The organism is Mycobacterium sp. P2_H7, assembly GCF_056403275.1.
On sequence record NZ_JBFUFU010000002.1, the window covers coordinates 250928 to 270269 of the forward strand.

Here is a 19342-nt window from a genome sequence, read left to right on the forward strand (position 1 = left end):
ACCGCCGTTAGTGTTCGACTGAAGCCGACAGCCCGAATTCCGCAAAGGCCGTGACCACCGCGTCCGACAGTGCCGCAACGGAATTCGGGCCGTCGACCGTGAACGACCTGATGTTCAGGCTCATCCTGCCGTGCAAGAACGCCACCGCCAGCCAGAGCAGGCCGCCCCGGCCGGCGAAATCGGTTGCGGTGACGCCGGGCTCGACCAGCCGGGCGTCGAAGTAGTCGGCGTGCGTGCCGTCGGGGCGGTTCACCGCATCGGGTAGCTCGCCGAGATTCGAACAGCCGATCGGCCCGCCGACCTTGAGCACCATCTTCTCCAGCCGCCGCACCAGGAACTGCGGGACGAACGGCGTCAACGGCAACGGTGCCATCAGCGCGTCCCGGTTCTCCGCCATCGTGACCAGCGCCCGCTTCATCTCGCCGCGCAACGCGCTCAGATCGTGCAGGACGGCGGCCGGGTCGGCCAGCAGGGTGATCGTGTTCAGGGCGTTGCCGGTGGTGTCGCCCTCGCAGCGCTCACTGACTGGGAACGACAGCATCGCCTGTCCGGCGTCGTCCACCCGGCCGATGATCTGCCCCAGGCGCGCGGCGACCGCGGCGAACAACACATTGCGGGTGCCACCGAGAGCCGTTGCCGCCTTGTCGAATTCGCCGAGATCCACCTTCACGGCCAGCGTCGGCACCGCGACCGCGTCCACCACGTGCGGGTGTGCGGGCGGTGCCGCCTTCGCCGAATCGGTCAGGTCGTTCTTCTGCTCGCGGGCGATGCGGGCCGCCCCCATGACCGCCGACGGAACCTGGCGCAGCGTGGCCCACGATGCACCCAGATCCTCCCGCAGCGCCCTCGGCACGGTGCGTGAGCACGGCGGCGGGTAGCCGAGATCCCGGGCCGTTCCGTCGACCGCATCCACGATCGAGAAGATGATCCCGCCGGCGTCGGACACGGTGTGCGACACCGCAAGAGACACCGCGTCGCCACCGCCGGTCAGTGGTTGCACTGCGAGATGCCACGCCGGTCCCGTCTCCGGGTCGACCGGGATGTCCGCCCGTTCACCGACCCACTCCCAGATCGACGCGCGACTGCGGTCGGTGGCCAGGACCTCGATGGCGCCGGTGGCCGGGGCCGCGATCCAGCGATGCCTGCCGAACGGCAGCAGCGACCGCTCCAGCCGGCGGCCCAGCAGAGTCCGGTCCAGGTTGCGGCTGAACCGCCGCAATCCGTCGATATCGACACCGTGGTCGTAGATCCAGGTGAACTGGATGACGGGACCGCGGCCCAGCGCCCGCAGTCCCACGAATGACGCCTGGTCGATATAGGCAATGGTGTTGTCGACGCGCCCCCGCAACGCGCGTTGGGTGCGCTCTGCCACTGTTTCCACGATCCCCCCCGGGATGTTGTGAATGGAACCCGGAAGTCAGCGACCCTGCAGGACGTCTCGGGAGGTGCCGGCCGACCACGTGGTCGACCCTGTGTACTGCACCGATACCGCTACTCTAAGGGAAACCTGGGATTGCGCGACGTGAAATGGCAAACGCGGCAATTCATCCGCGCCGGCATATCAGACGCGCGTGAGTTCGAACAGCGGAATGATCCGACTGGTCTTCGCTTGGTGTGCGGCGAAGGCGTCGGCGGCGGCCACCACCTCGGGGTACATCTCCGCGCTCGGGTAGCGGCAGTTCACGCACCGACACGTCGTACGCGTCGGAACCGACCTCGATCCGCGCGTGTGGGTCGGCGCGCAGGTTGTGCACCCACGCCGGGTCGCGGGGCGCACCCGCGTACGAGCCGACGACGAACATCCGGCCGTCGATGGTCAGGTAGGCCAGCGGCGTCACGCGGGGATGCCCCGACCTGGCGCCGATGCTGTGCAGCAGCAACAAGGTCCGGCCCGCGAAGGGGCCGCCCACCACCCCTGCGTTCGCGTGGAACTCGTCGATGACAGCGCGGTTGAAGTCGCCGTTGTCTGGTTCGCTCACGCGTCCAGTAAACGCCTCAGGCGCGCACCAGCTCGAACAGCGGGATGGCCCGGGTGGTCTTGGCCTGGTACTCCGCGAACACCGGGGCGGCCTCGACGATCTTCGGATAGGCGGCGTCACGTTCGTCGTCGGGCAGCTCCCGCGCCACCACGTCGTAGGCGTCGGCGCCCACCTCGACCCGGGCCTGCGGCTGGGCCCGCAGGTTGTGCACCCAGGCCGGGTCCTTCGGCGCGCCGGCGTACGAGCCGACGATCAGGGTCTTGCCGTCCACCTCGATCGAGGCGAGTGGGGACAACCGCGACTTGCCGGATTTGGCACCGGTGGTGTGCAGGAGCAGCAGGTTGCCGCCCTCGAAGGCGGCCACCTGGCCGGCGTTGGCGCGGAATTCCTCAACCACATTGCGGTTGAAGTCATCGAGCGCGGACGGGTCGGCGAGCAGCTTGTCCTTGTCGATTTCACTCATGCTTGGTTTCAGCGGCCTTCGGCTTGCCGTCTATTCCCGATTCCTTGCGCTGCGCCGCGGTGATCGGGGCCGGCGCGTCGGTCAGCGGGTCCACGCCGCCACCGGACTTGGGGAAGGCGATGACCTCGCGGATGGAATCCACCCCGGCCAGCAGGGCGGTGATGCGGTCCCAGCCGAACGCGATGCCGCCATGCGGCGGGGCGCCGAAGGTGAAGGCGTCCAACAGGAATCCGAACTTGTCCTGGGCTTCGGCGTGGTCGATGCCCATCATCGCGAACACCCGTTCCTGGACGTCGCGGCGGTGGATGCGGATGGAACCGCCGCCGATCTCGTTGCCGTTGCACACGATGTCGTACGCGTCGGCCAATGCGGATCCGGGATCGGTGTCGAAGGTGTCCACCGACTGGCCCTGCGGTGCGGTGAACGCGTGGTGCACGGCGGTCCACGCGCCGGAACCGACGGCCACGTCACCGGAGGCGGTGGCGTCGCCTGCTGGTTCGAACAGCGGCCAGTCCACCACCCAGGTGAACGCCCAGGCCGCCGGGTCGATCAGGTCCAGCCGTTTGGCGATCTCGATGCGCGTCGCACCCAGCAGCCCCCGGCCCGCCTTCGGGGTACCGGCCGCGAAGAACACGCAGTCCCCCGGCTTCGCCCCGACGTGTGCGGCCAGACCGGCACGCTCGGCATCGGAGAGGTTCTTGGCGACCGGGCCTGCCAGCTCGCCGTCCTCGCCGATCAGCACGTAGGCCAGCCCCTTGTGGCCGCGCTGTTTGGCGAACTCCTGCCAGCCGTCCAGGGTGCGCCGCGGCTGCGACGCGCCGCCGGGCATGACCACCGCGCCCACGTACTCGGCCTGGAACACCCGGAACGGGGTGTCCTTGAAGTACTCGGCGCATTCCACCAACTCGACGCCGAAACGCAGGTCCGGCTTGTCCGAACCGAACCGGCGCATCGCGTCGTCGTAACGGATGCGCGGCAGCGGCAACGGCAGGTCGTAACCGATGAGCGCCCAGATCGCCTTGAGCACCTGCTCGGACACGGCGATGACATCGTCGGCCTCGACGAAGCTGAGCTCCATGTCCAGCTGGGTGAACTCCGGCTGACGGTCGGCGCGGAAATCCTCGTCGCGGTAGCACCGGGCGATCTGGTAGTAGCGCTCCATGCCCGCGACCATGAGCAGCTGCTTGAACAGCTGCGGGCTCTGCGGCAGGGCGTAGAAGGAACCGGGCTGCAGGCGGGCGGGCACCAGGAAGTCGCGGGCCCCCTCCGGCGTGGAGCGGGTCAGGGTCGGGGTTTCGATCTCGACGAAGTCGTGCTCGGCGAGCACACCGCGGGCGGCCGCATTGACCTTGGAGCGCAACCGGATTGCGTTGCCCGGGCCCTCGCGGCGCAGGTCCAGGTAGCGGTACTTGAGCCGGGCTTCCTCACCGGCGGTCTCATCCAGCTGGAACGGCAGCGGCGCGCTCTCGCCCAGCACGGTCAGCGTGGTGGCGTTGACCTCGATGTCGCCGGTGGGGATCTCGGTGTTGGCGTTGCCCTCGGGCCGCACCTCGACGACACCGGTCACCGCGACGCAGAATTCGGCGCGCAGCCGGTGGGCCTGCTCCAGCACGGCGGCGTCGCGGAACACCACCTGTGCGGTGCCGGAGGCGTCACGCAGGTCGATGAAGATGACGCCGCCGTGGTCGCGCCTGCGTGCCACCCAACCCGCCAGGGTCACGGTCTGACCGGCGTCGGTGGACCGCAACGAACCGGCGGTATGGCTGCGCAGCACTAAAACTCCTCATGAAGACGGGTATGACGACCCAAACAGTCTAGAGACTGCGATCCACCGGCCCCGACCGGCGCCATATAGGGTCGGCGGGTGCCGAGAATGTATCCGTGCGAACCCGTGGATCTGGACTTCATCTCCGAGGCACCGTTCCGTTTCGTCAGCACCGTCGATCTCGCGATCACTCCCGAGCAGGTCTTCGAGGTGCTCGCCGACGCCGAATCCTGGCCGCACTGGGCATCGGTCATCACCAAGGTGACCTGGACCAGCGCGGCGCCCTACGGCGTCGGCACCACCCGCACCGTGCACATGCGGGGCCACATCATCGGCGACGAGGAGTTCCTGTCCTGGGAACCCCACAGCCACATGGCTTTCCGGTTCAATCAGGCGTCGACCAACAGCATCTCGGCATTCGCCGAGGATTACTGGGTGGTGCCCATCGAGGGCGGCTGCAACCTGACCTGGGTGATGGCGATGAAACCCAACGGCACCGCCGCCCGGCTCGGCATGACCGCGGGCCGGCCGGTGATGGGCTGGCTGTTCCAGCGCTTCCTGCACAACCTGCGCCGGTACACCGACCAGCGTTACAGCCGCTAGTAGAGGCCCGTCCAGGCCACCCGCCGGCGCCCGTCGGGATCCTCGACGGTGACATCGCGGGCGCTGCCGATCAGCCGGGTGGCCCGGCGCTGCGCGTCGTAGAACGGCCACTCGTCCAGGCCGCCCTTGGCGAACTCCAGCCAGGTGCGCTGCATCCGCCTGCCCACCGAGGGCTGCACCCGCCGGCCCAGTGGGTGCAGTTTGCGGCCCAGGTAGGAGCCGTAGCTGTGCTGGATGTGCACGATCTCGCTGCCGTGGGTGGCGCCCAGTCCCAGCGCGCGCAAGGTCCAGGTGGTGTGGTCGAACCGGTACATGTGAGTGGGCGCGTGGGCACTGAACGCATCGGCGAACGCCCACGTCGGGGCGCTGAACATGGCGTCGGTGCCGAAATCGACCAGCGCGCGGCGGCGCGGGTAGGCCGGGTACACGTCCAGCACCCGGTTTCGGGCATGGGGCGCCCGGCGCGCAAAGAATCCGTCGATCGATGCCAGCGTGGTGGGCAGCATCGGCGGCTTACCCCACGCGAACATCGATGCCTCGTGCGTGTTGGTGCCGACGATCAGCGGGATCGGATGGACCGCACCCGCCCGGGCCGCCTCGATGGGGTGGCGCGGCAACAGGTCCACCCCATGGGTCAGCCCGAAGGCCAGCGTCGGCGTGTTCGCGGCGCTGGCCGCCTGCAACACGCCGGCCGCACGCCGCAACCGGCGCTGCGGCAACTGCTTGAGGTGGCCGACATCGGCACCGACCTCGTCGAGGAACGCCTCTGCCTGCAGTGCCCTGGTCCGGCGGTCGGCGATCAGCGGCAGCGCCGGGCTCTGCGCGATGGCCCTGGTGAACAATCCCTCGGCGGCGGGACTGGCCAGCAGCGCCAATACCGATGTGGCACCTGCCGATTCACCGAAGACGGTGACACGTTGCGGGTCGCCGCCGAACGCCGCGATGTTCTCACGCACCCACTGCAGGGCGGCGATCTGGTCGCGCAGACACAGGTTGTCGTCGAAATCATCGCCGAGGTCGCCCAGCTCGAACCCGCCGAACACCCCCAGCCGGTAGGTGACGTTCACGACCACCACGTCGCCGTTGCGGGCCAGCCGGGACCCGTTGTACAGCTGCAACTGGCCGGCCCCGTAGACGAACGCGCCACCGGGAATCCACACCATGACCGGTAGCGAACCCGACACGTCCGGAGACCACACGGTCACCGTGAGGCAGGCCTCGTCCCGGATCTTCGGGTCGTCACGGCCGCCGCCGACGAAGGACCGGCCCTGCGGTGGCAGCGGTCCGTGCTCGAGCGCGTCCCGCACCCCCGACCACGGTTGCAGCGGCTGGGGACCCCGGAAGCGCAGCTCCCCCAACGGCTGCTCGGCATAGCCGACGCCCCGCCACACCCCGACACCGCTTTCGGTGTCGCCGCGCAGCTTGCCGTGCGAGGTCGCAACGATCGTCGGGACTTCGGCGACGATGGACACACCGCAATCGTAGTGTGGAAAGCTGTGCTGAGCCGGGTGCCGACGATGCAGATGGAGTTGGTGGGGAAATGACCTTCAACGAAGGCATGCAGATCGATACGAGCACCACCTCCAGTAGCGGCGGCGGACGCGGCCCGGGCCGGGGCATCGCCATCGGCGGTGGGCTGGGCGGTCTGCTGATCGTGGTGGTGGCGATGTTCCTCGGAGTCGACCCCACGAGCGTGCTCGGGCAGAACGAGGTCGCCCAGAACCAGGAGGCCGTCACCCCCGGGTTCGACGTGTCCCAATGCAAGACCGGGGCCGACGCCAACGACATCCTGGGCTGCCGCATCATCGCCACCGGCAACTCGGTGGACGGGGTCTGGTCGCAGCTCCTCAAGGGCTACACCCGGCCGAACGTCCAGCTGTTCAGCGGACAGGTCCAGACCGGGTGCGGGCCTGCCACCACCGACGTCGGCCCGTTCTATTGCCCGGCGGACAAGACGGCCTACTTCGACACCGACTTCTTCGACGTGCTCGTGGACCAATTCGGCTCCAGCGGTGGCCCGCTGGCCCAGGAGTATGTGGTGGCCCACGAATTCGGCCACCACGTCCAGGACCTGCTGGGCAACCTCGGCCGCGCGCAGCAGGGCCCGGGTGGCTCCGAGGGCAACGGGGTGCGCACCGAGCTGCAGGCCGACTGCTACGCCGGGGTGTGGGCGCACTACGCGGCAATCACCAAGCAGGAGGGCACCGGCGTTCCCTTCCTGGAACCGTTGAGCGACAAGGACATTTCCGACGCCCTGTCGGCGGCGTCCTCGGTCGGCGACGACCGGATCCAGAAGCAGGCCACCGGCCGGATCAACCCCGAGCAGTGGACTCACGGATCTTCGGCCGAACGGCAGAAGTGGTTCACCGTCGGTTACCAGACCGGCGACCCGAAGAAGTGCGACACGTTCTCCGCCCGCGATCTGGGGTGAGTGCCGACCCGATCACCCCGGACACCAAGGACTGGACCTGGGTGCTGACGCGACGGTGTCCCGATTGCGGATTCGATCCCGCGCGGGTGGCACCCACCGAGGTCGGTGAGCGCATCGCCCGCGATGCCACCGATTGGGTGGACCGTCTCACCCGGTCCGGCGTCCGGGATCGGCCCGCGCCCGATGTGTGGTCGATCCTGGAGTACGGCTGCCACATCCGCGACGTGCACCGGATCTTCGAGCACCGGGTGCGGCTGATGCTCACCGAGCACGCTCCCGTCTTCCCGAATTGGGATCAGGACGCCACAGCGCTGGCCGACGACTACCCATCCCAGAATCCCGCGGTGGTCGCGCGGGAACTGTTCGAGGCCGCGACCACCGTGGCCGACACGTATCGCGGTGTCGGCGACGACGCCTGGTCACGGCGCGGGTTACGCAGCAACGGAAGCGAATTCACGATCGCGACCATCGCCGTCTATCACCTGCACGACATCGTGCACCATGCCTGGGACGTGGCGGGCTGACCTTCTACTGACGCGCCATTGCCAGGTTGAACCGCTCCTCCGGAGTGATCAGGTGGTCGTGGCCGTCCTCCCCGATGTCCAGCTGGACCCACTCGATCGCACCGGTGAACCGGTTTCCGGTCGGGCCGTAATCAGGTGAGGCGGGCGAACCGGTGTCTGAGCCCACATCACAGGCCTCGTCGGCGGAATATCCCATCGGTATGGTCTTGTCGACCCGCCCGGTTCCCACCGGCTCTCCATCGTAGTAGAGCGTCACATCACCGCCCTTGGCCAGGCCCCCGCCGTCGTAGGCGAATTCCATTCGCACCTGGTGCTTGCCCGTAGGGATCGGCGTTTCCGCGCTGACGATGTAGTGCTCGATGCCGAAGAAGTTGAAGCAGTACTTCAGCTTGCCCTGGTGCGCGTACAGCGACCAGCCGCCGACGCTGCCGCCCTGGGTGATGATCACGCCGTCGGCACCGGACTCCGGCACCACCAGGTTGGCCGTCACCGAATACGACTTGTTCTTCAACGTCAGCACACATGCCTCGCTGACTCTCATGCCTTGGAACAACAGCTGGGTGTTGCCCTGGATGAGCTGCGGGCGACCGGCGATGTCGGGATTGATCCGCTCAAAGCCGCGATCATCGATCGGCACGACGTTGTACTTGACTGCTTCGATGAGCCAGAGCCGTTGCAGCTCTGCTAGTTTCGCGGGATTCTCGGCAGCCAGATCGTTGGCCTGAGTCCAGTCGTCGGGGGCATAGAGTTCCCAGACGTCGTCATCGAAGGGTGGCGGCGTGTCTGCCTTCCACGGGGTGCGGTGCTTGGTCACGGCCGTCCAACCCTGGAAGTAGATGCCGCGATTGCCCATCATCTCGAAATACTGCACCTCGTGGGTCTCCGGCGCTGCGCCATCGCGCAGGGTACCCAGCATGCTGACGCCCTCGAGCGGCGCCTGCGCAATCCCGTTCACCGACGTCGGTGCGGGCAGACCCGCAACCTCCAGGATGGTCGGGGCGATGTCGATGACGTGGTGGAACTGGCTGCGTACCCTGCCTTTGTCTTCGAAACCCTTGGGCCAGTGCACAATGGTGCCGTTTCGGGTACCGCCCCAGTGTGATGCCACCTGTTTGGTCCACTGATAGGGCGCGCACAGCCCGTGTGCCCAGCCGACGGCGTAGTGGTTGTAGGCGTCGGGCGTGCCGAAGTCGTCGATCTTGGAGATCAGGAATTCCGGCGTCTCGATGCCGGGCATGCCGTTGAGCGTGGTCATCTCGTTGAAGCAGCCGTTGAGGGTGCCCTCGGCCGAGGCACCGTTGTCGCCGATGATGTAGTAGATCAGCGTGTCATCGAGGAAGCCCAGGTCGTCGATGGCGTCGACCAGACGCCCGATCTCGTGGTCGGTTTGCTCGAGGAAGCCGGCGTAGATCTCCATCTGACGGGCCAGCACCGGCTTGAGCTCAGCGGGCATATCGTCCCAGGCCGGGATCTCATCGTGACGCTTGGTGAGTTCGGCGTTCTCCGGTACCACGCCCAGCTTCTTCTGTGCCTTGATGGTCTTCTCTCGCAGCACATCCCAGCCATCGTCGAACTTGCCCTCGTACTTGTCCGACCACTCCCTGGACACCTGGTGTGGCGCATGGGTGGCGCCGGGAGCGAAGTACACGAAGAACGGCTTGTCGGGCATCAGCGCCTTCTGCTGCCGCACCCAGGTGACCGCCCGGTCCGCGAGATCCTCGGTCAGCGAGTAGCCCTCCTCGGGCGTCTTCGGCGGCTCCACCGCCGTGGTGCCCTCGTACAGGCCGGGATAGTACTGATTGGCCTCCCCGCCGACGAAGCCGTAGAAGTGCTCGAAGCCCGACCCGGTGGGCCACTGATGGAACGGCCCGACCGGCGACACCTCCCAGAACGGCACCTCGTGACACTTGCCGAACTGTGCCGTCGAATACCCGTTGAGCTTGAGGGTTTCGGCGATCGGGGCCTTCTCCTTGGGTCTGATGCTGTTGTTGCCGGGCGCCGAGGTCGCCATCTCGGTAATGGCGCCCATTCCCACCGAGTGATGGTTACGTCCGGTCAGCATCGCCTGTCGGGTCGGCGAACACAGCGCGGTGGTGTGAAACCGGTTCAGTTTCAGGCCGTTTGCCGCCAGCCTCTCCGCAACCGGTGTGTGACACGGACCCCCGAAGGCCGATGACGCGCCGAAACCGACGTCGTCGATCAGCACGACCAGCACGTTCGGTGCCTGGGCGGGCGGACGCAGCGTGGTGATCGGCGGGTACTTGGTGTTCGGGTCCTTGGCGTCGTACGTGGTCAGTCCGACGTGTTTCGGGTCCGGGATGGGCAGCTGCTCGCGGGCCAGGTGCGGGGTGTTCATTGGCGTGCCATCGCGACTCGGGCCTGCGCTTTCTTTGACTCTTCCGCATCGTGATCCGGAGGTCCGGACACGTCGTAGGTGACGGTGTAGACGGTACCGGTGAAGGCGAACGGTGTCGGGTACAGCGCCGATATCGAGGAACCCGGGTTGCGGCCGACCGCGACCCCGCTGCCCAGGCCGAGCGCCAGCGGAACGGTCACGTGCAGCTGGCCCCGGCCGATCTCGTTCCCGTCCACGAGGAGCCGTCCTACGCCCGGAGTTCCCTTGCCCGCCTTGAGGTCCGGGGCGCCGGTCGGTTCGAACTCGTAGCTCAGGGTGTGCCGGCCGGCCGGCACCTCGGTGTCGGACATGATGTGCAGTTCCTCGGCGCCCACATAGTTGTGCACATAGTGCAGCCGGCCGTCCTTCACGAAGAAGGTGTAGCCACCGACATTGCTGCCGTGGCACACCAGCACTCCTACGTCCCCGGCACGCAGTTCGACGTCCGCGGAGATGTGGTGAGACCGGTTCAGCGTCTTGACCGCGACGTTCTCCGGAACGATCTGGGTACCGGGGAAATAGACGTACCGGTCCCGGTCGGTGGAGATCTGCGGGCGCGGGTCGGCGAACCGCATGGTGCCCCGGCTGTCCAGCGGCAGCACGTTGTACTTGCCGGCCTCGGTGTACCAGAGCGCGATCATCTCGATGAGCTTGGCGCGTTCGGTGCCGGCCAGATCGTCCGTCTCGGCCGGGTCGACGTCGACGTGGTAGAGCTCCCAGCCGGTGGCGTCCAGCTCACGCAGCTTGTCCTCGGTGAGCTCGAGCATCCCGAAACTCACCCCTGCCTCGGCGAAAGACGTTCCCGGGAAAGGGCATACCGCCCGCCAGCCGTCGTGATAGAGCGAGCGGTGCGCGAACATCTCGAAATATTGGGTGTGGTGCTTGGTCGGGGCGTCGCCGTCGTTGAAGGTGTGCGCCAGGCTGACCCCTTCGATCGGCGACTGGGCCACCCCGCGCACTTGTTCGGGTGGCTGCAGCCCGAGGGACTCCAGCACGGTGGGCACCATGTCGATGGCGTGCGCGTACTGATGCCGGATTTCACCCGGACTGGTGATCCCGGCGGGCCAGTGCACGATGAACGGATCGGACACCCCGCCCCGGTACGTCTCGCGCTTCCAGCGCCGGAACGGCGTGTTCCCAGCGAACGTCCAGCCCCACGGGTAGTGGTTGAAATGCTTGGGCCCACCGAGTTCGTCCAGCGCGGCGAGATTCTGCGCCAGATCGTCGGGCACGTTGTTGAAGAATTTGTTCTCGTTCACCGAGCCGTGCGGTCCGCCTTCGGCGCTTGCGCCGTTGTCCGAGATCACCATGACAAGGGTGTTCTCCAGCTGGCCGATGCCCTCGAGATAGTCCAGCAGCCGGCCGATCTGATGATCGGTGTATTCGAAGAAACCGGCGAACACCTCCATCATCCTGGCGTAGAGGCGGCGCTCGTCATCAGACAACTCGGCCCACTGCGCCACATCGGGATCATGGGCGGACAGCACCGCGTCCGGCGGGAGGATGCCCAGTTCCTTCTGCCGGGCGAACACCTTCTCCCGGTAGGCGTCCCAGCCGTCGTCGAACACGCCCGCGTACTTGTCGGCCCACTCCTTGGGCACCTGATGCGGTGCGTGGTTGGCCCCGGTCGCGAAGTACAGGAAGAAGGGCTTGTCCGGCGCGACCTGCTTGAGGTCGGCGACGAACTCGATGGCCTTGTCGGCCAGATCGACCGAGAGGTGGTAACCCTCTTCCGGGGTCTTGGGCGGCTCCACCTGATGGTTGTCGAAGACCAGGTCCGGATAGTACTGATGGGTGTCGCCGCCCAGGAATCCGTAGTAACGCTCGAACCCGCGGCCCAGCGGCCAGCGGTCGTACGGCCCGGCGGCGCTGATCTGTTCGGCCGGCGTGAGGTGCCACTTGCCGACGCAGTAGGTCGCGTAGCCATGGGTCAGCAGCATCTCCGAGAGGAACCCGTTCTCGAACGGGATCGCCCCGTTGCTCCCGGGGAACCCGGTGGATCCTTCGGTGATGCAGGCCATCGCGTTCGAGTGGTGGTTGCGCCCGGTGAGCATGCAGGATCGCGACGGCGAACACAGCGCCGTGGTGTGCATGTTCGTGTACAGCAAGCCGCCTGCGGCCAACCGGTCCAGGGTGGGAGTGCTGATCGGCGAGCCGTAGCAACCGAACTGCCCGTAGCCGGTGTCGTCCAGCACGATGTAGAGGACGTTCGGACTGCCCGGTTGTGAACGCACCGGTTCCGGCCAGGCCGGCTCCGATTCGCCGACCGTGCGGCCCATCCGTCCCGGAAATGTACTGCCCGGCTTGTACTCCCGCAGTGTCATGGCAAAACCATATGCCTGCACCGCTGAGAGCGGACTTATAACCGAGAGTGTTCTTTGATTCCCGTGTCGGTGGTCCGCAGCGGACGGATCAGCGCATCCTGACCGAACGAGGCCAGCAGTTCACCCTCCTCGGTGTGCACCGTGCCGCGCACATAGGACATCCCCGCCCCGACCTGGGTGCTCTCGTGGCCGTACAGCAGCCAGCCGTTCCACTGCACCGGCTCGTGGAAGCTGACCGAGACCGTCATCGGTGCGGTGGACACGGTCAGATGGGCCTGCGCGGTGCCGATACCCTCATGTGCTCGCATTGTCGTCGAAATCCCCAGGTGTCCAGTGAAATACGCGATCAACGCCTTGGCCAGATCGTCGCGCTGCGGAACCGGATCGTAGTGCAGCCAGGCGTGCAGTTCCGGCGGCCCGAGCTCGTCGGGGCTGTTCACGTCGACGACGTCGACCAGTCGCAACTCCCGGCCCGTCATCGGCATCTTCCCAGGGTGGGAGTCGGCGGGGGCGGCGACGTCGGGCTTGGGCAGGTGGTGGCGGATGACGTCGCCGGAGGGCACGTCGAGCAGCACGGTGACGGTGATGCACCGCTTGCCGTTCTGCGAGGCGGAGATCACCGCGGTCGCGGTCGAGCGCCCTTCGGACACCACGTCGATGTCCAGTTCCACCGGCGGCCCGACCAGCACCACCCGGGCGAACACCGCATAGGCCGACCGCACCGACTTGTCCGGAAAGCGTTTGGCCGCAGCGACGATCGCCTGCGCGAGCACCTGGGTGCCCTCGACCACCTGACGGTCGTCGGCGCCGGCCAGACCGGTCTGGGCCAGGAACCGGTTGTCCCCGTCGGGTGTGGGCTCGAAGAGGGCCAGCAGGTCCTCCAGCGTCCACTGCACCGGTTCGGCGGCCTGATCGGTGTTAGTCATGTGTCCTTTCCGGCAGCGGCAAGCCCGCATACGCGCTTTGCAAAAACGGTAACGTCATTCTCGCCCGTCGCACAACACGTCTGAGGAAGGTGATCTTGTGAAAGACGCCCAGGACCTCGAGTCGCGCCCGGCCAGATTCATGAAATCGGCGCTCGCGATTCTCGGCGAGACGGGCCGCACGGACTTCACGGTGCTCGAGGTGGTCGAGCGGTCCAAGACCTCGCTGCGGTCGTTCTACCAACACTTCTCCACCAAGGACGAATTGCTGCTGGCGCTGGTGGACACGATCATGTCCGAGTCGACGACGCGATGGCGCGCCGACACCGACGGGCTGGACGCGGTCGCGGCCCTTCGGCTGCTGGTCGACCGGATCTGCGTGCCGGCCGCGTCGAGCACCCAGGACAGCATCAATCGCGGCCTGACCTTCTACAACGACCACCTCGCCGAGAGCCTGCCGCGCGAGTACGCGCGGGTGCTCCACCCACTGCACACGCTGATCGGCGACATCATCGACCGCGGCATCGGCGAGGGGGTGTTCCGCACCGACGCGGACACCGATGCCACCGCGACCCTGATCATGCAAACGGTGCTGGGCGCGCTGCGCCTTCGGGTGCTCGGAGCCGAGCTCAACGGCACTCCGATCGCCGGGGATCACATCTTCACCTTCTGCGTGCACAGTCTGCTGCGAACCACCTGACCTGCACAAACATCCCGGTCACACAGCGGTGTTCTCCGTCACACAAAAGTGGTAACGTCATTACCGCTAGAGGATAATCACACTTCCAGGAGGCGGACATGCCCTCACGCATCCTCGACTATCCGGTGTTCGACGCCGACAACCATTTCTACGAGCCCAAGGAAGCGCTGACGCAGTTCCTGCCGGACCGGCGCAAAGGCGTCATCGACTACATCGACGTGCACGGCCGCACCAAGATCATGGTGCGCAACCACATCAGCGACTACATCCCCAACCCGACCTTCGAGGTCGTGGCCCGGCCGGGCGCCCAGGAGGAGTACTTCCGGCACGGCAGCGGCGGGAAAAGCTACCGCGAAGTAATGGGCAAGCCGATGAAAGCCATTCCGGCCTTCCGCAATCCGCAGGCCCGACTCGAGGTCATGGACGGCCTCGGCCTGGACTACACGCTGATGTTCCCGACGCTGGCCAGCCTGGTCGAGGAACGGCTCAAGGACGACCCCGAAGCGATCCTCGACATCGTGCACGGCCTCAACCAGTGGATGTATGAGACCTGGCAGTTCAACTACGAGGACCGCATTTTCTCGACGCCGGTGATCAACCTGTCGATCGTCGACCGGGCCATCGAGGAGCTGGAGTGGTGCGTCGAACGCGGCGCCAAGACCGTCCTGGTCAGGCCCGCGCCGGTACCCGGCTACCGAGGCAGTCGGTCCTTCGGACTGCCAGAGTTCGACCCGTTCTGGGATGCCTGCGTCAAGGCCGGCATCCCGGTGTCGATGCACGCCTCCGACAGCGGCTATGCCGAGTACCTCAACGACTGGGAGCCCGGCGACGAGTACAAGCCGTTCAAGCCGACGTCGTTCCGGATGGTGGCGATGGGCAAGCGGCCCATCGAGGACACCATGGCGGCGCTGGTCTGCCACGGCGCGCTGACGCGTAACCCCGATCTGCGCATTCTGTCCGTCGAGAACGGCGCGTCCTGGGTGCCCTACCTCTTCTACCAGTTCAAAGACGTCTACTCGAAGATGCCCGGCGAGTTCCCGGAGGATCCGATCGAGGCGTTCCGGCGCTGCGTGTACGTCGCGCCGTTCTGGGAAGACGACTTCAAGAAGATGGCCGAATTGTGCGGCATCGATCGCATCATCTTCGGGTCGGACTGGCCGCACCCGGAGGGCCTCGCCGACCCGATCAACCTGGTGGCCGACCTGGAAGCACACGGCCTGGACGCCAGCGGGGTCCGAAAAGTGATGGGCGCCAACATGATCGATCTGTTCAAGGTGGAGAACAAGGTTGTCTACAAACCCGACGTTCCCGCGCTGGTGCTGACCTGAGATGAGTGATGTGACAAACCCCGAGCAGATGCTGTTCGCCTCGACGGCGCAGGCGTTCCTGGAGAAGGAGGCGTCGCTGGGCGCCGTCCGTGACTTGAACGCGCGCGACGCATCCTTCGACTCTGCCTGGTGGCAGCGGGCGGCAGAGCTCGGCTGGGCCAGCCTGCTGGTACCCGAAGAGCTCGGCGGCGGAAGCGTTTCCGGTGACGGGTTGGCCGACCTTGCACTGGTCGCCGAGCAGGCCGGGCGCACCGTGGCACCCGGCCCGCTGCATCCGGTGAGCGTCGTGCTCAGCGGTCTGGTGGAGGCACCGGACGGCCACGAGAACGCCATCGAGGCGCTGGTCTCCGGCGAGTCGGTCGGGTCTTGGGCCGTCTACGAACCGCGTCGCGCTTTCGACACCACTTCGGCGGATACCACCGCGACCCGCACCGACAAGGGCTACCGGATCGACGGCGTCAAGGACAGGGTCGAGGCGGGGACGCAGGCCGATGTGTTCCTCGTCGTCGCCGAATGCGACGGGGCCCTGCGCCAGTTCCTGGTGCCTGCCGACTCCCCCGGTGTGACCGTGACGGCGCAGAAGTCCGTCGACCTCGTGAAGACCTATGCCCGAGTGCAATTCGAGGGTGTCGACATCGACGAATCGGCGGCCGTGGGCAGTGCCGAACAGACCGCCGCGGTGATCGAACGCCAACGGCAGGTGGCCCTGGTGCTGCAGTGCGTCGAGACCGTCGGCATCCTCGACGCGGTGCTGTCGATGACCAACCAGTGGCTGTTCGACCGGCACAGCTTCGGGCGGCCGCTGGCCTCCTACCAGGCCCTCAAGCATCGCGTCGCCGATATGAAGCTGTGGTTCGAGGCATGCCGGGGCACCACCGCCGGCGCTGTCGAAGCCGTCAGCGCCCGGTCACCGGAGGCCCGCAAGCTGGTCAGCGTCGCGAAAGCCTATGTCGGCGAACGTGCCCCGGTGATGCTGCAGGACTGCGTGCAGTTGCACGGTGGCATCGGCGTCACCTGGGAGCACGACCTGCATCTGTACCTGCGCCGCGCCGCCCTGAACCGGGCGATGTTCGGCTCGCCCGAAGACCATCATCGCGCCATCTTCGAACTGAGCCGGAAGGTTTCCGCATGACCGAGACCGCTGTCGCCACCGGCACGCAGGAGTCGGTCGCCGACTTCGCCACGCGCGCAAGGACCTGGCTGGCCGAGAACATGCCGCCCATCGACCCCGAGAATCCCCCCTTTATGGTGCGCGCCGAGCAGGACTCCTGGGACCGCGCCAAGGAACTGCAGAAGCGCCTGCACGACGGCGGCTTCGGCGGGATCTGCTTCCCCCGCGAATACGGCGGTCTCGGACTGGATCTCGCTTATCAGAAGGCGTTCAACGTCGAATGCCGCAGCTATGAGATGCCGCTGATCCTGAACACCCCGTCGTTCACCATCTGTGGGGCGACGATCCTTGACATGGGCAGCGAGGACCAGAAGCGGGACCGCATCTCCGCGGCCGTCCGTGGTGACGAGGTGCTGTGCCAGTTGTTGTCCGAGCCCAGCGGTGGGTCGGATCTGGCCGGCGTGATCACCCGCGCCGACCGGGTCGGCGACAAGTGGATCATCAACGGCGCCAAGACGTGGAGCACCAGTGCGTTCGCCGCCGACTACGGTCTGATGCTGGCCCGCACCGACTGGACCGTGCCCAAGCACGAGGGGCTGACCATGTTCCTCGTCCCCCTTGCCGCCGAGGGCATCACGATGCGCCGCATCAAGGAAGTCAATGGCAACGAGGAGTTCTGCGAGGAGTTCTTCGACGGTCTGGAACTCGGCGATGACGCCGTGGTGGGGGCCGTCAACGACGGCTGGACGGTGGCGTCGCGCCAGCTGCACCATGAACGGCGTGCGGTCGGCGGCGGGTCCGAGTTCGCCAGCGGCACCGGGGCCGAGAACGCCAGCGAGATGCCGCCCGACCATGTCGGGCTCGCCGACGCCACCGGTCAAGGGTCCGATCCGCGGGTGCAGGATCTCGCGGGCCGCGCGCTGGCCCGACGCATCGTCAAGGAACAGTTGATCGACCACGTGTCGCGCGCGATCGCCGACGGTTCGTTGCCGCCCAACGCCGGCACCCTGATCCGGCTGTTCCATGCCGAGACAACCGAACTCGAGGTCGATACGGCGCTGGCCATCGCGGGCACCGTCGGCGTCGTCGACGAGGGTGACGGCCTGCTGGACATCGGGGTGCGCTACCTGTCCCGGCAGACCGGTTCGCTGGGCGGTGGCAGCTCGGAGATGGCCCGCAACGTCATCAGCGAACGCGTGCTCGGCTTCCCGCGTGAGGCCGCCGCCGACCGCGGTGTGCCATTCAACCAGGTGAAGCGCAACAAACCGGGCCACTGAAAGACTCCGCTAATAGGGCGGCGGGTTCGCCTCGTACTCGGTGCGCCCGACGTCGAGTTCTGCTGCGTTGCGGGCGCGTTCGGCTTTGACCCGGTGCGCGTAGTCCCGGGCGCGAGTGCGCCGACGTTTGGGCATCATCACACCCCGATCACCGCGGCCGGTTATCGTGACCGGCCGAGGCGGCGGGACCGTCGTACGGATCAACCCGTGCGCAAACGCAACTGACGCACCCGCAGCCTTGGCATACCGATGGCCGGTCGGCGCGGTCCAGGTGACCGTCCCATCCGCGGACAACACCGGCTCCCACCCACAAAACGTCTTCACCAAATGATGCTCACGACACAACGGCGCCATATTGCCCGGATGCGTCGCCCCCGCCGGCCACGGGACCACATGATCCAGATCGCACCGATGAGCCGGCCTACTACACCCCGGAAACGCACACACCAGATACCGCATCCGCACCAACGCCGCCAGCTTGACCGAGAGATCATGGCGCGGCTCCGGACCCAGATCAGCGACCTGCGCCAGCGGTGTGACTTTCGCACCCGTGGCAACCAGATCAGCGAGCATCGCCGCCGGAATGACCCCGCCACCCACCATGACACCCGGACTGCCCGGTGCCCGGCAGGCCGCAGGCTCCCGCCGGGTAGAAGGCGACCCAACCTCGGCCACCACCAACTCAGGCACCGGCACCCGATCGGTCAACACATAAATCGTCACCGCCGCCGACCGCGGATCCTCACCACTACCCGCACAACCCGCATCGCCGCATTGGCAGGTCAACCGCTGCACCCGCGGACCCACCACCCCCAACGCACCCAACGCATCCGCGCGACGTTCCCGCACCGACCGCGGATCATTGCCACACACCGTGGCCGCCAGATCATCGAGACGCTGCTCCAACGCCTTCTTATCCGTTACCCGCAACCGCCCCCAAAACGACGCCACCCCATTCGGGTCGTCCCGGTCGTCGAACTCGACGTAGATATCCTTGGCCGCCACCCTCGATCGCACCACCGCCGCCGGATCGAACTTCTCCACCCACACATCCACCGCACCGACCAGACCCGCCTCAGACTTGGTCCCATACCCGGACGCTTCACCGGCGATCGCGGCATCGATCAACGCCAACGCATCAACGTCCTCCACCAGACGGGTACGCCAGGTGATCGCATCAATGACTGCAGCCGACACCGTCCCCTGCGCGAACCACCGCCGCCGTCCGCGCAAGCCGGTGACGCAACGCCACGCCGATCCGCATCTGCTTGGACGCAGCCGGCGCAGACACATTGCACGCCGCACTCACCTGAGCCTTCGCGAAAGCCCACCCATCGATCACCTGATGGGCGACATCCTCATCCTCATCATCACACTGACGCCCAGCCACCTCGGCCACCAACGCCAACCGCCACGCCGCAGCACTGGCCACCGCCCGCGTCGCCGCGCTCAACATAGAAATCAACGCCTCATCAGAGAGCAGCGCCGGATCACCACGCACTTCGAACATACGTTCGAT

General features: G+C 66.8%; 16 protein-coding genes and 1 pseudogene. 7 read left to right on the forward strand and 10 right to left on the reverse strand.

Annotated features, from left to right (window positions below; all coding sequences use genetic code 11):
- Positions 1 to 7 precede the first annotated feature (7 nt).
- From AC1DY7_RS02990 to aspS, 4 genes and pseudogenes are all read right to left on the reverse strand, one after another.
- Positions 8 to 1372, reverse strand: a complete 1365-nt coding sequence (locus AC1DY7_RS02990) for a hypothetical protein (RefSeq protein WP_477492165.1) — start codon at positions 1370 to 1372, stop codon at positions 8 to 10.
- A 189-nt stretch (positions 1373 to 1561) separates the two neighbouring features.
- Positions 1562 to 1979 (reverse strand): annotated as a pseudogene (locus AC1DY7_RS02995) (nitroreductase/quinone reductase family protein).
- Between the two features lie 16 nt (positions 1980 to 1995).
- Positions 1996 to 2442, reverse strand: a complete 447-nt coding sequence (locus AC1DY7_RS03000; protein ID WP_477492166.1) for a nitroreductase family deazaflavin-dependent oxidoreductase — start codon at positions 2440 to 2442, stop codon at positions 1996 to 1998.
- Positions 2435 to 4216, reverse strand: a complete 1782-nt coding sequence (aspS, locus tag AC1DY7_RS03005) for an aspartate--tRNA ligase (RefSeq protein ID WP_477492167.1) — start codon at positions 4214 to 4216, stop codon at positions 2435 to 2437. Before aspS ends, AC1DY7_RS03000 begins: the two co-directional genes overlap by 8 nt.
- A 99-nt stretch (positions 4217 to 4315) precedes the next feature.
- Between aspS and AC1DY7_RS03010 the strand changes: the two genes are divergently transcribed.
- On the forward strand, positions 4316 to 4810 hold the full coding sequence (locus tag AC1DY7_RS03010) for an SRPBCC family protein (RefSeq protein WP_477492225.1): 495 nt from the start codon (positions 4316 to 4318) through the stop codon (positions 4808 to 4810).
- On the opposite strand, the gene AC1DY7_RS03015 is transcribed toward AC1DY7_RS03010, so the two are convergent.
- Positions 4807 to 6282 carry a carboxylesterase/lipase family protein gene (locus AC1DY7_RS03015; protein WP_477492168.1) on the reverse strand — a complete coding sequence of 492 codons (1476 nt, stop codon included), beginning with the start codon at positions 6280 to 6282 and terminating at the stop codon, positions 4807 to 4809. The genes AC1DY7_RS03010 and AC1DY7_RS03015 overlap by 4 nt on opposite strands.
- A 68-nt stretch (positions 6283 to 6350) precedes the next feature.
- On the opposite strand from AC1DY7_RS03015, the gene ypfJ reads away from it, so the two are divergent.
- Both ypfJ and AC1DY7_RS03025 read left to right on the forward strand, forming a co-directional pair.
- Positions 6351 to 7241, forward strand: a complete 891-nt coding sequence (gene ypfJ, locus AC1DY7_RS03020; protein WP_477492169.1) for a KPN_02809 family neutral zinc metallopeptidase — start codon at positions 6351 to 6353, stop codon at positions 7239 to 7241.
- Entirely contained in the window at positions 7238 to 7765 is a 528-nt protein-coding gene (locus AC1DY7_RS03025; protein ID WP_477492170.1) for a DinB family protein, read from the forward strand. Before ypfJ ends, AC1DY7_RS03025 begins: the two co-directional genes overlap by 4 nt.
- 4 nt (positions 7766 to 7769) lie before the next feature.
- Here the strand turns inward: AC1DY7_RS03025 and AC1DY7_RS03030 are convergent, their stop codons facing one another.
- From AC1DY7_RS03030 to AC1DY7_RS03040, 3 genes are read right to left on the reverse strand one after another with little or no spacing between them, the layout of a single operon-like run.
- Positions 7770 to 10121 carry an arylsulfatase gene (locus AC1DY7_RS03030; protein WP_477492171.1) on the reverse strand — a complete coding sequence of 784 codons (2352 nt, stop codon included), beginning with the start codon at positions 10119 to 10121 and terminating at the stop codon, positions 7770 to 7772.
- Positions 10118 to 12484 carry an arylsulfatase gene (locus tag AC1DY7_RS03035; RefSeq protein WP_477492172.1) on the reverse strand — a complete coding sequence of 789 codons (2367 nt, stop codon included), beginning with the start codon at positions 12482 to 12484 and terminating at the stop codon, positions 10118 to 10120. Before AC1DY7_RS03035 ends, AC1DY7_RS03030 begins: the two co-directional genes overlap by 4 nt.
- A 35-nt stretch (positions 12485 to 12519) precedes the next feature.
- Positions 12520 to 13410, reverse strand: coding sequence for an acyl-CoA thioesterase (locus AC1DY7_RS03040; RefSeq protein WP_477492173.1), 891 nt, complete (start codon positions 13408 to 13410; stop codon positions 12520 to 12522).
- Positions 13411 to 13549: 139 nt separating this feature from the next.
- On the opposite strand from AC1DY7_RS03040, the gene AC1DY7_RS03045 reads away from it, so the two are divergent.
- From AC1DY7_RS03045 to AC1DY7_RS03060, 4 genes are all read left to right on the forward strand, one after another.
- On the forward strand, positions 13550 to 14107 hold the full coding sequence (locus AC1DY7_RS03045) for a TetR/AcrR family transcriptional regulator (RefSeq protein ID WP_477492226.1): 558 nt from the start codon (positions 13550 to 13552) through the stop codon (positions 14105 to 14107).
- A 98-nt stretch (positions 14108 to 14205) separates the two neighbouring features.
- On the forward strand, positions 14206 to 15435 hold the full coding sequence (locus tag AC1DY7_RS03050; RefSeq protein WP_477492174.1) for an amidohydrolase family protein: 1230 nt from the start codon (positions 14206 to 14208) through the stop codon (positions 15433 to 15435).
- 1 nt (position 15436) lies between these two features.
- Positions 15437 to 16567: an acyl-CoA dehydrogenase family protein gene (locus tag AC1DY7_RS03055; RefSeq protein ID WP_477492175.1), complete on the forward strand. Its 1131-nt coding sequence runs from the start codon at positions 15437 to 15439 to the stop codon at positions 16565 to 16567.
- On the forward strand, positions 16564 to 17823 hold the full coding sequence (locus AC1DY7_RS03060) for an acyl-CoA dehydrogenase family protein (RefSeq protein WP_477492176.1): 1260 nt from the start codon (positions 16564 to 16566) through the stop codon (positions 17821 to 17823). Before AC1DY7_RS03055 ends, AC1DY7_RS03060 begins: the two co-directional genes overlap by 4 nt.
- A gap of 9 nt (positions 17824 to 17832) precedes the next feature.
- On the opposite strand, the gene AC1DY7_RS03065 is transcribed toward AC1DY7_RS03060, so the two are convergent.
- Together AC1DY7_RS03065 and AC1DY7_RS03070 are read right to left on the reverse strand one after the other, a co-directional pair.
- A complete protein-coding gene (locus AC1DY7_RS03065; RefSeq protein WP_477492177.1) occupies positions 17833 to 19020 on the reverse strand; it encodes an HNH endonuclease signature motif containing protein in 1188 nt (395 codons plus the stop codon).
- The gene (locus AC1DY7_RS03070) at positions 19001 to 19333 is read right to left on the reverse strand and encodes a DUF222 domain-containing protein (protein ID WP_477492178.1); all 333 of its coding nucleotides are present in this window, start codon (positions 19331 to 19333) and stop codon (positions 19001 to 19003) included. Before AC1DY7_RS03070 ends, AC1DY7_RS03065 begins: the two co-directional genes overlap by 20 nt.
- Positions 19334 to 19342 lie beyond the last annotated feature (9 nt).

Excerpts from the sequence above, each read along its gene's own strand:
- AC1DY7_RS03000 (WP_477492166.1), bottom strand. The coding sequence starts at position 2,442 with ATGAGTGAAATCGACAAGGACAAGCTGCTCGCCGACCCGTCCGCGCTC.
- AC1DY7_RS03010 (WP_477492225.1), top strand. The coding sequence starts at position 4,316 with ATGTATCCGTGCGAACCCGTGGATCTGGACTTCATCTCCGAGGCACCG.
- ypfJ (WP_477492169.1), top strand. The coding sequence starts at position 6,351 with ATGACCTTCAACGAAGGCATGCAGATCGATACGAGCACCACCTCCAGT.
- AC1DY7_RS03030 (WP_477492171.1), bottom strand. The coding sequence starts at position 10,121 with ATGAACACCCCGCACCTGGCCCGCGAGCAGCTGCCCATCCCGGACCCG.
- AC1DY7_RS03035 (WP_477492172.1), bottom strand. The coding sequence starts at position 12,484 with ATGACACTGCGGGAGTACAAGCCGGGCAGTACATTTCCGGGACGGATG.
- AC1DY7_RS03040 (WP_477492173.1), bottom strand. The coding sequence starts at position 13,410 with ATGACTAACACCGATCAGGCCGCCGAACCGGTGCAGTGGACGCTGGAG.
- AC1DY7_RS03045 (WP_477492226.1), top strand. The coding sequence starts at position 13,550 with ATGAAATCGGCGCTCGCGATTCTCGGCGAGACGGGCCGCACGGACTTC.
- AC1DY7_RS03050 (WP_477492174.1), top strand. The coding sequence starts at position 14,206 with ATGCCCTCACGCATCCTCGACTATCCGGTGTTCGACGCCGACAACCAT.
- AC1DY7_RS03055 (WP_477492175.1), top strand. The coding sequence starts at position 15,437 with ATGAGTGATGTGACAAACCCCGAGCAGATGCTGTTCGCCTCGACGGCG.
- AC1DY7_RS03060 (WP_477492176.1), top strand. The coding sequence starts at position 16,564 with ATGACCGAGACCGCTGTCGCCACCGGCACGCAGGAGTCGGTCGCCGAC.
- AC1DY7_RS03070 (WP_477492178.1), bottom strand. The coding sequence starts at position 19,333 with ATGTTCGAAGTGCGTGGTGATCCGGCGCTGCTCTCTGATGAGGCGTTG.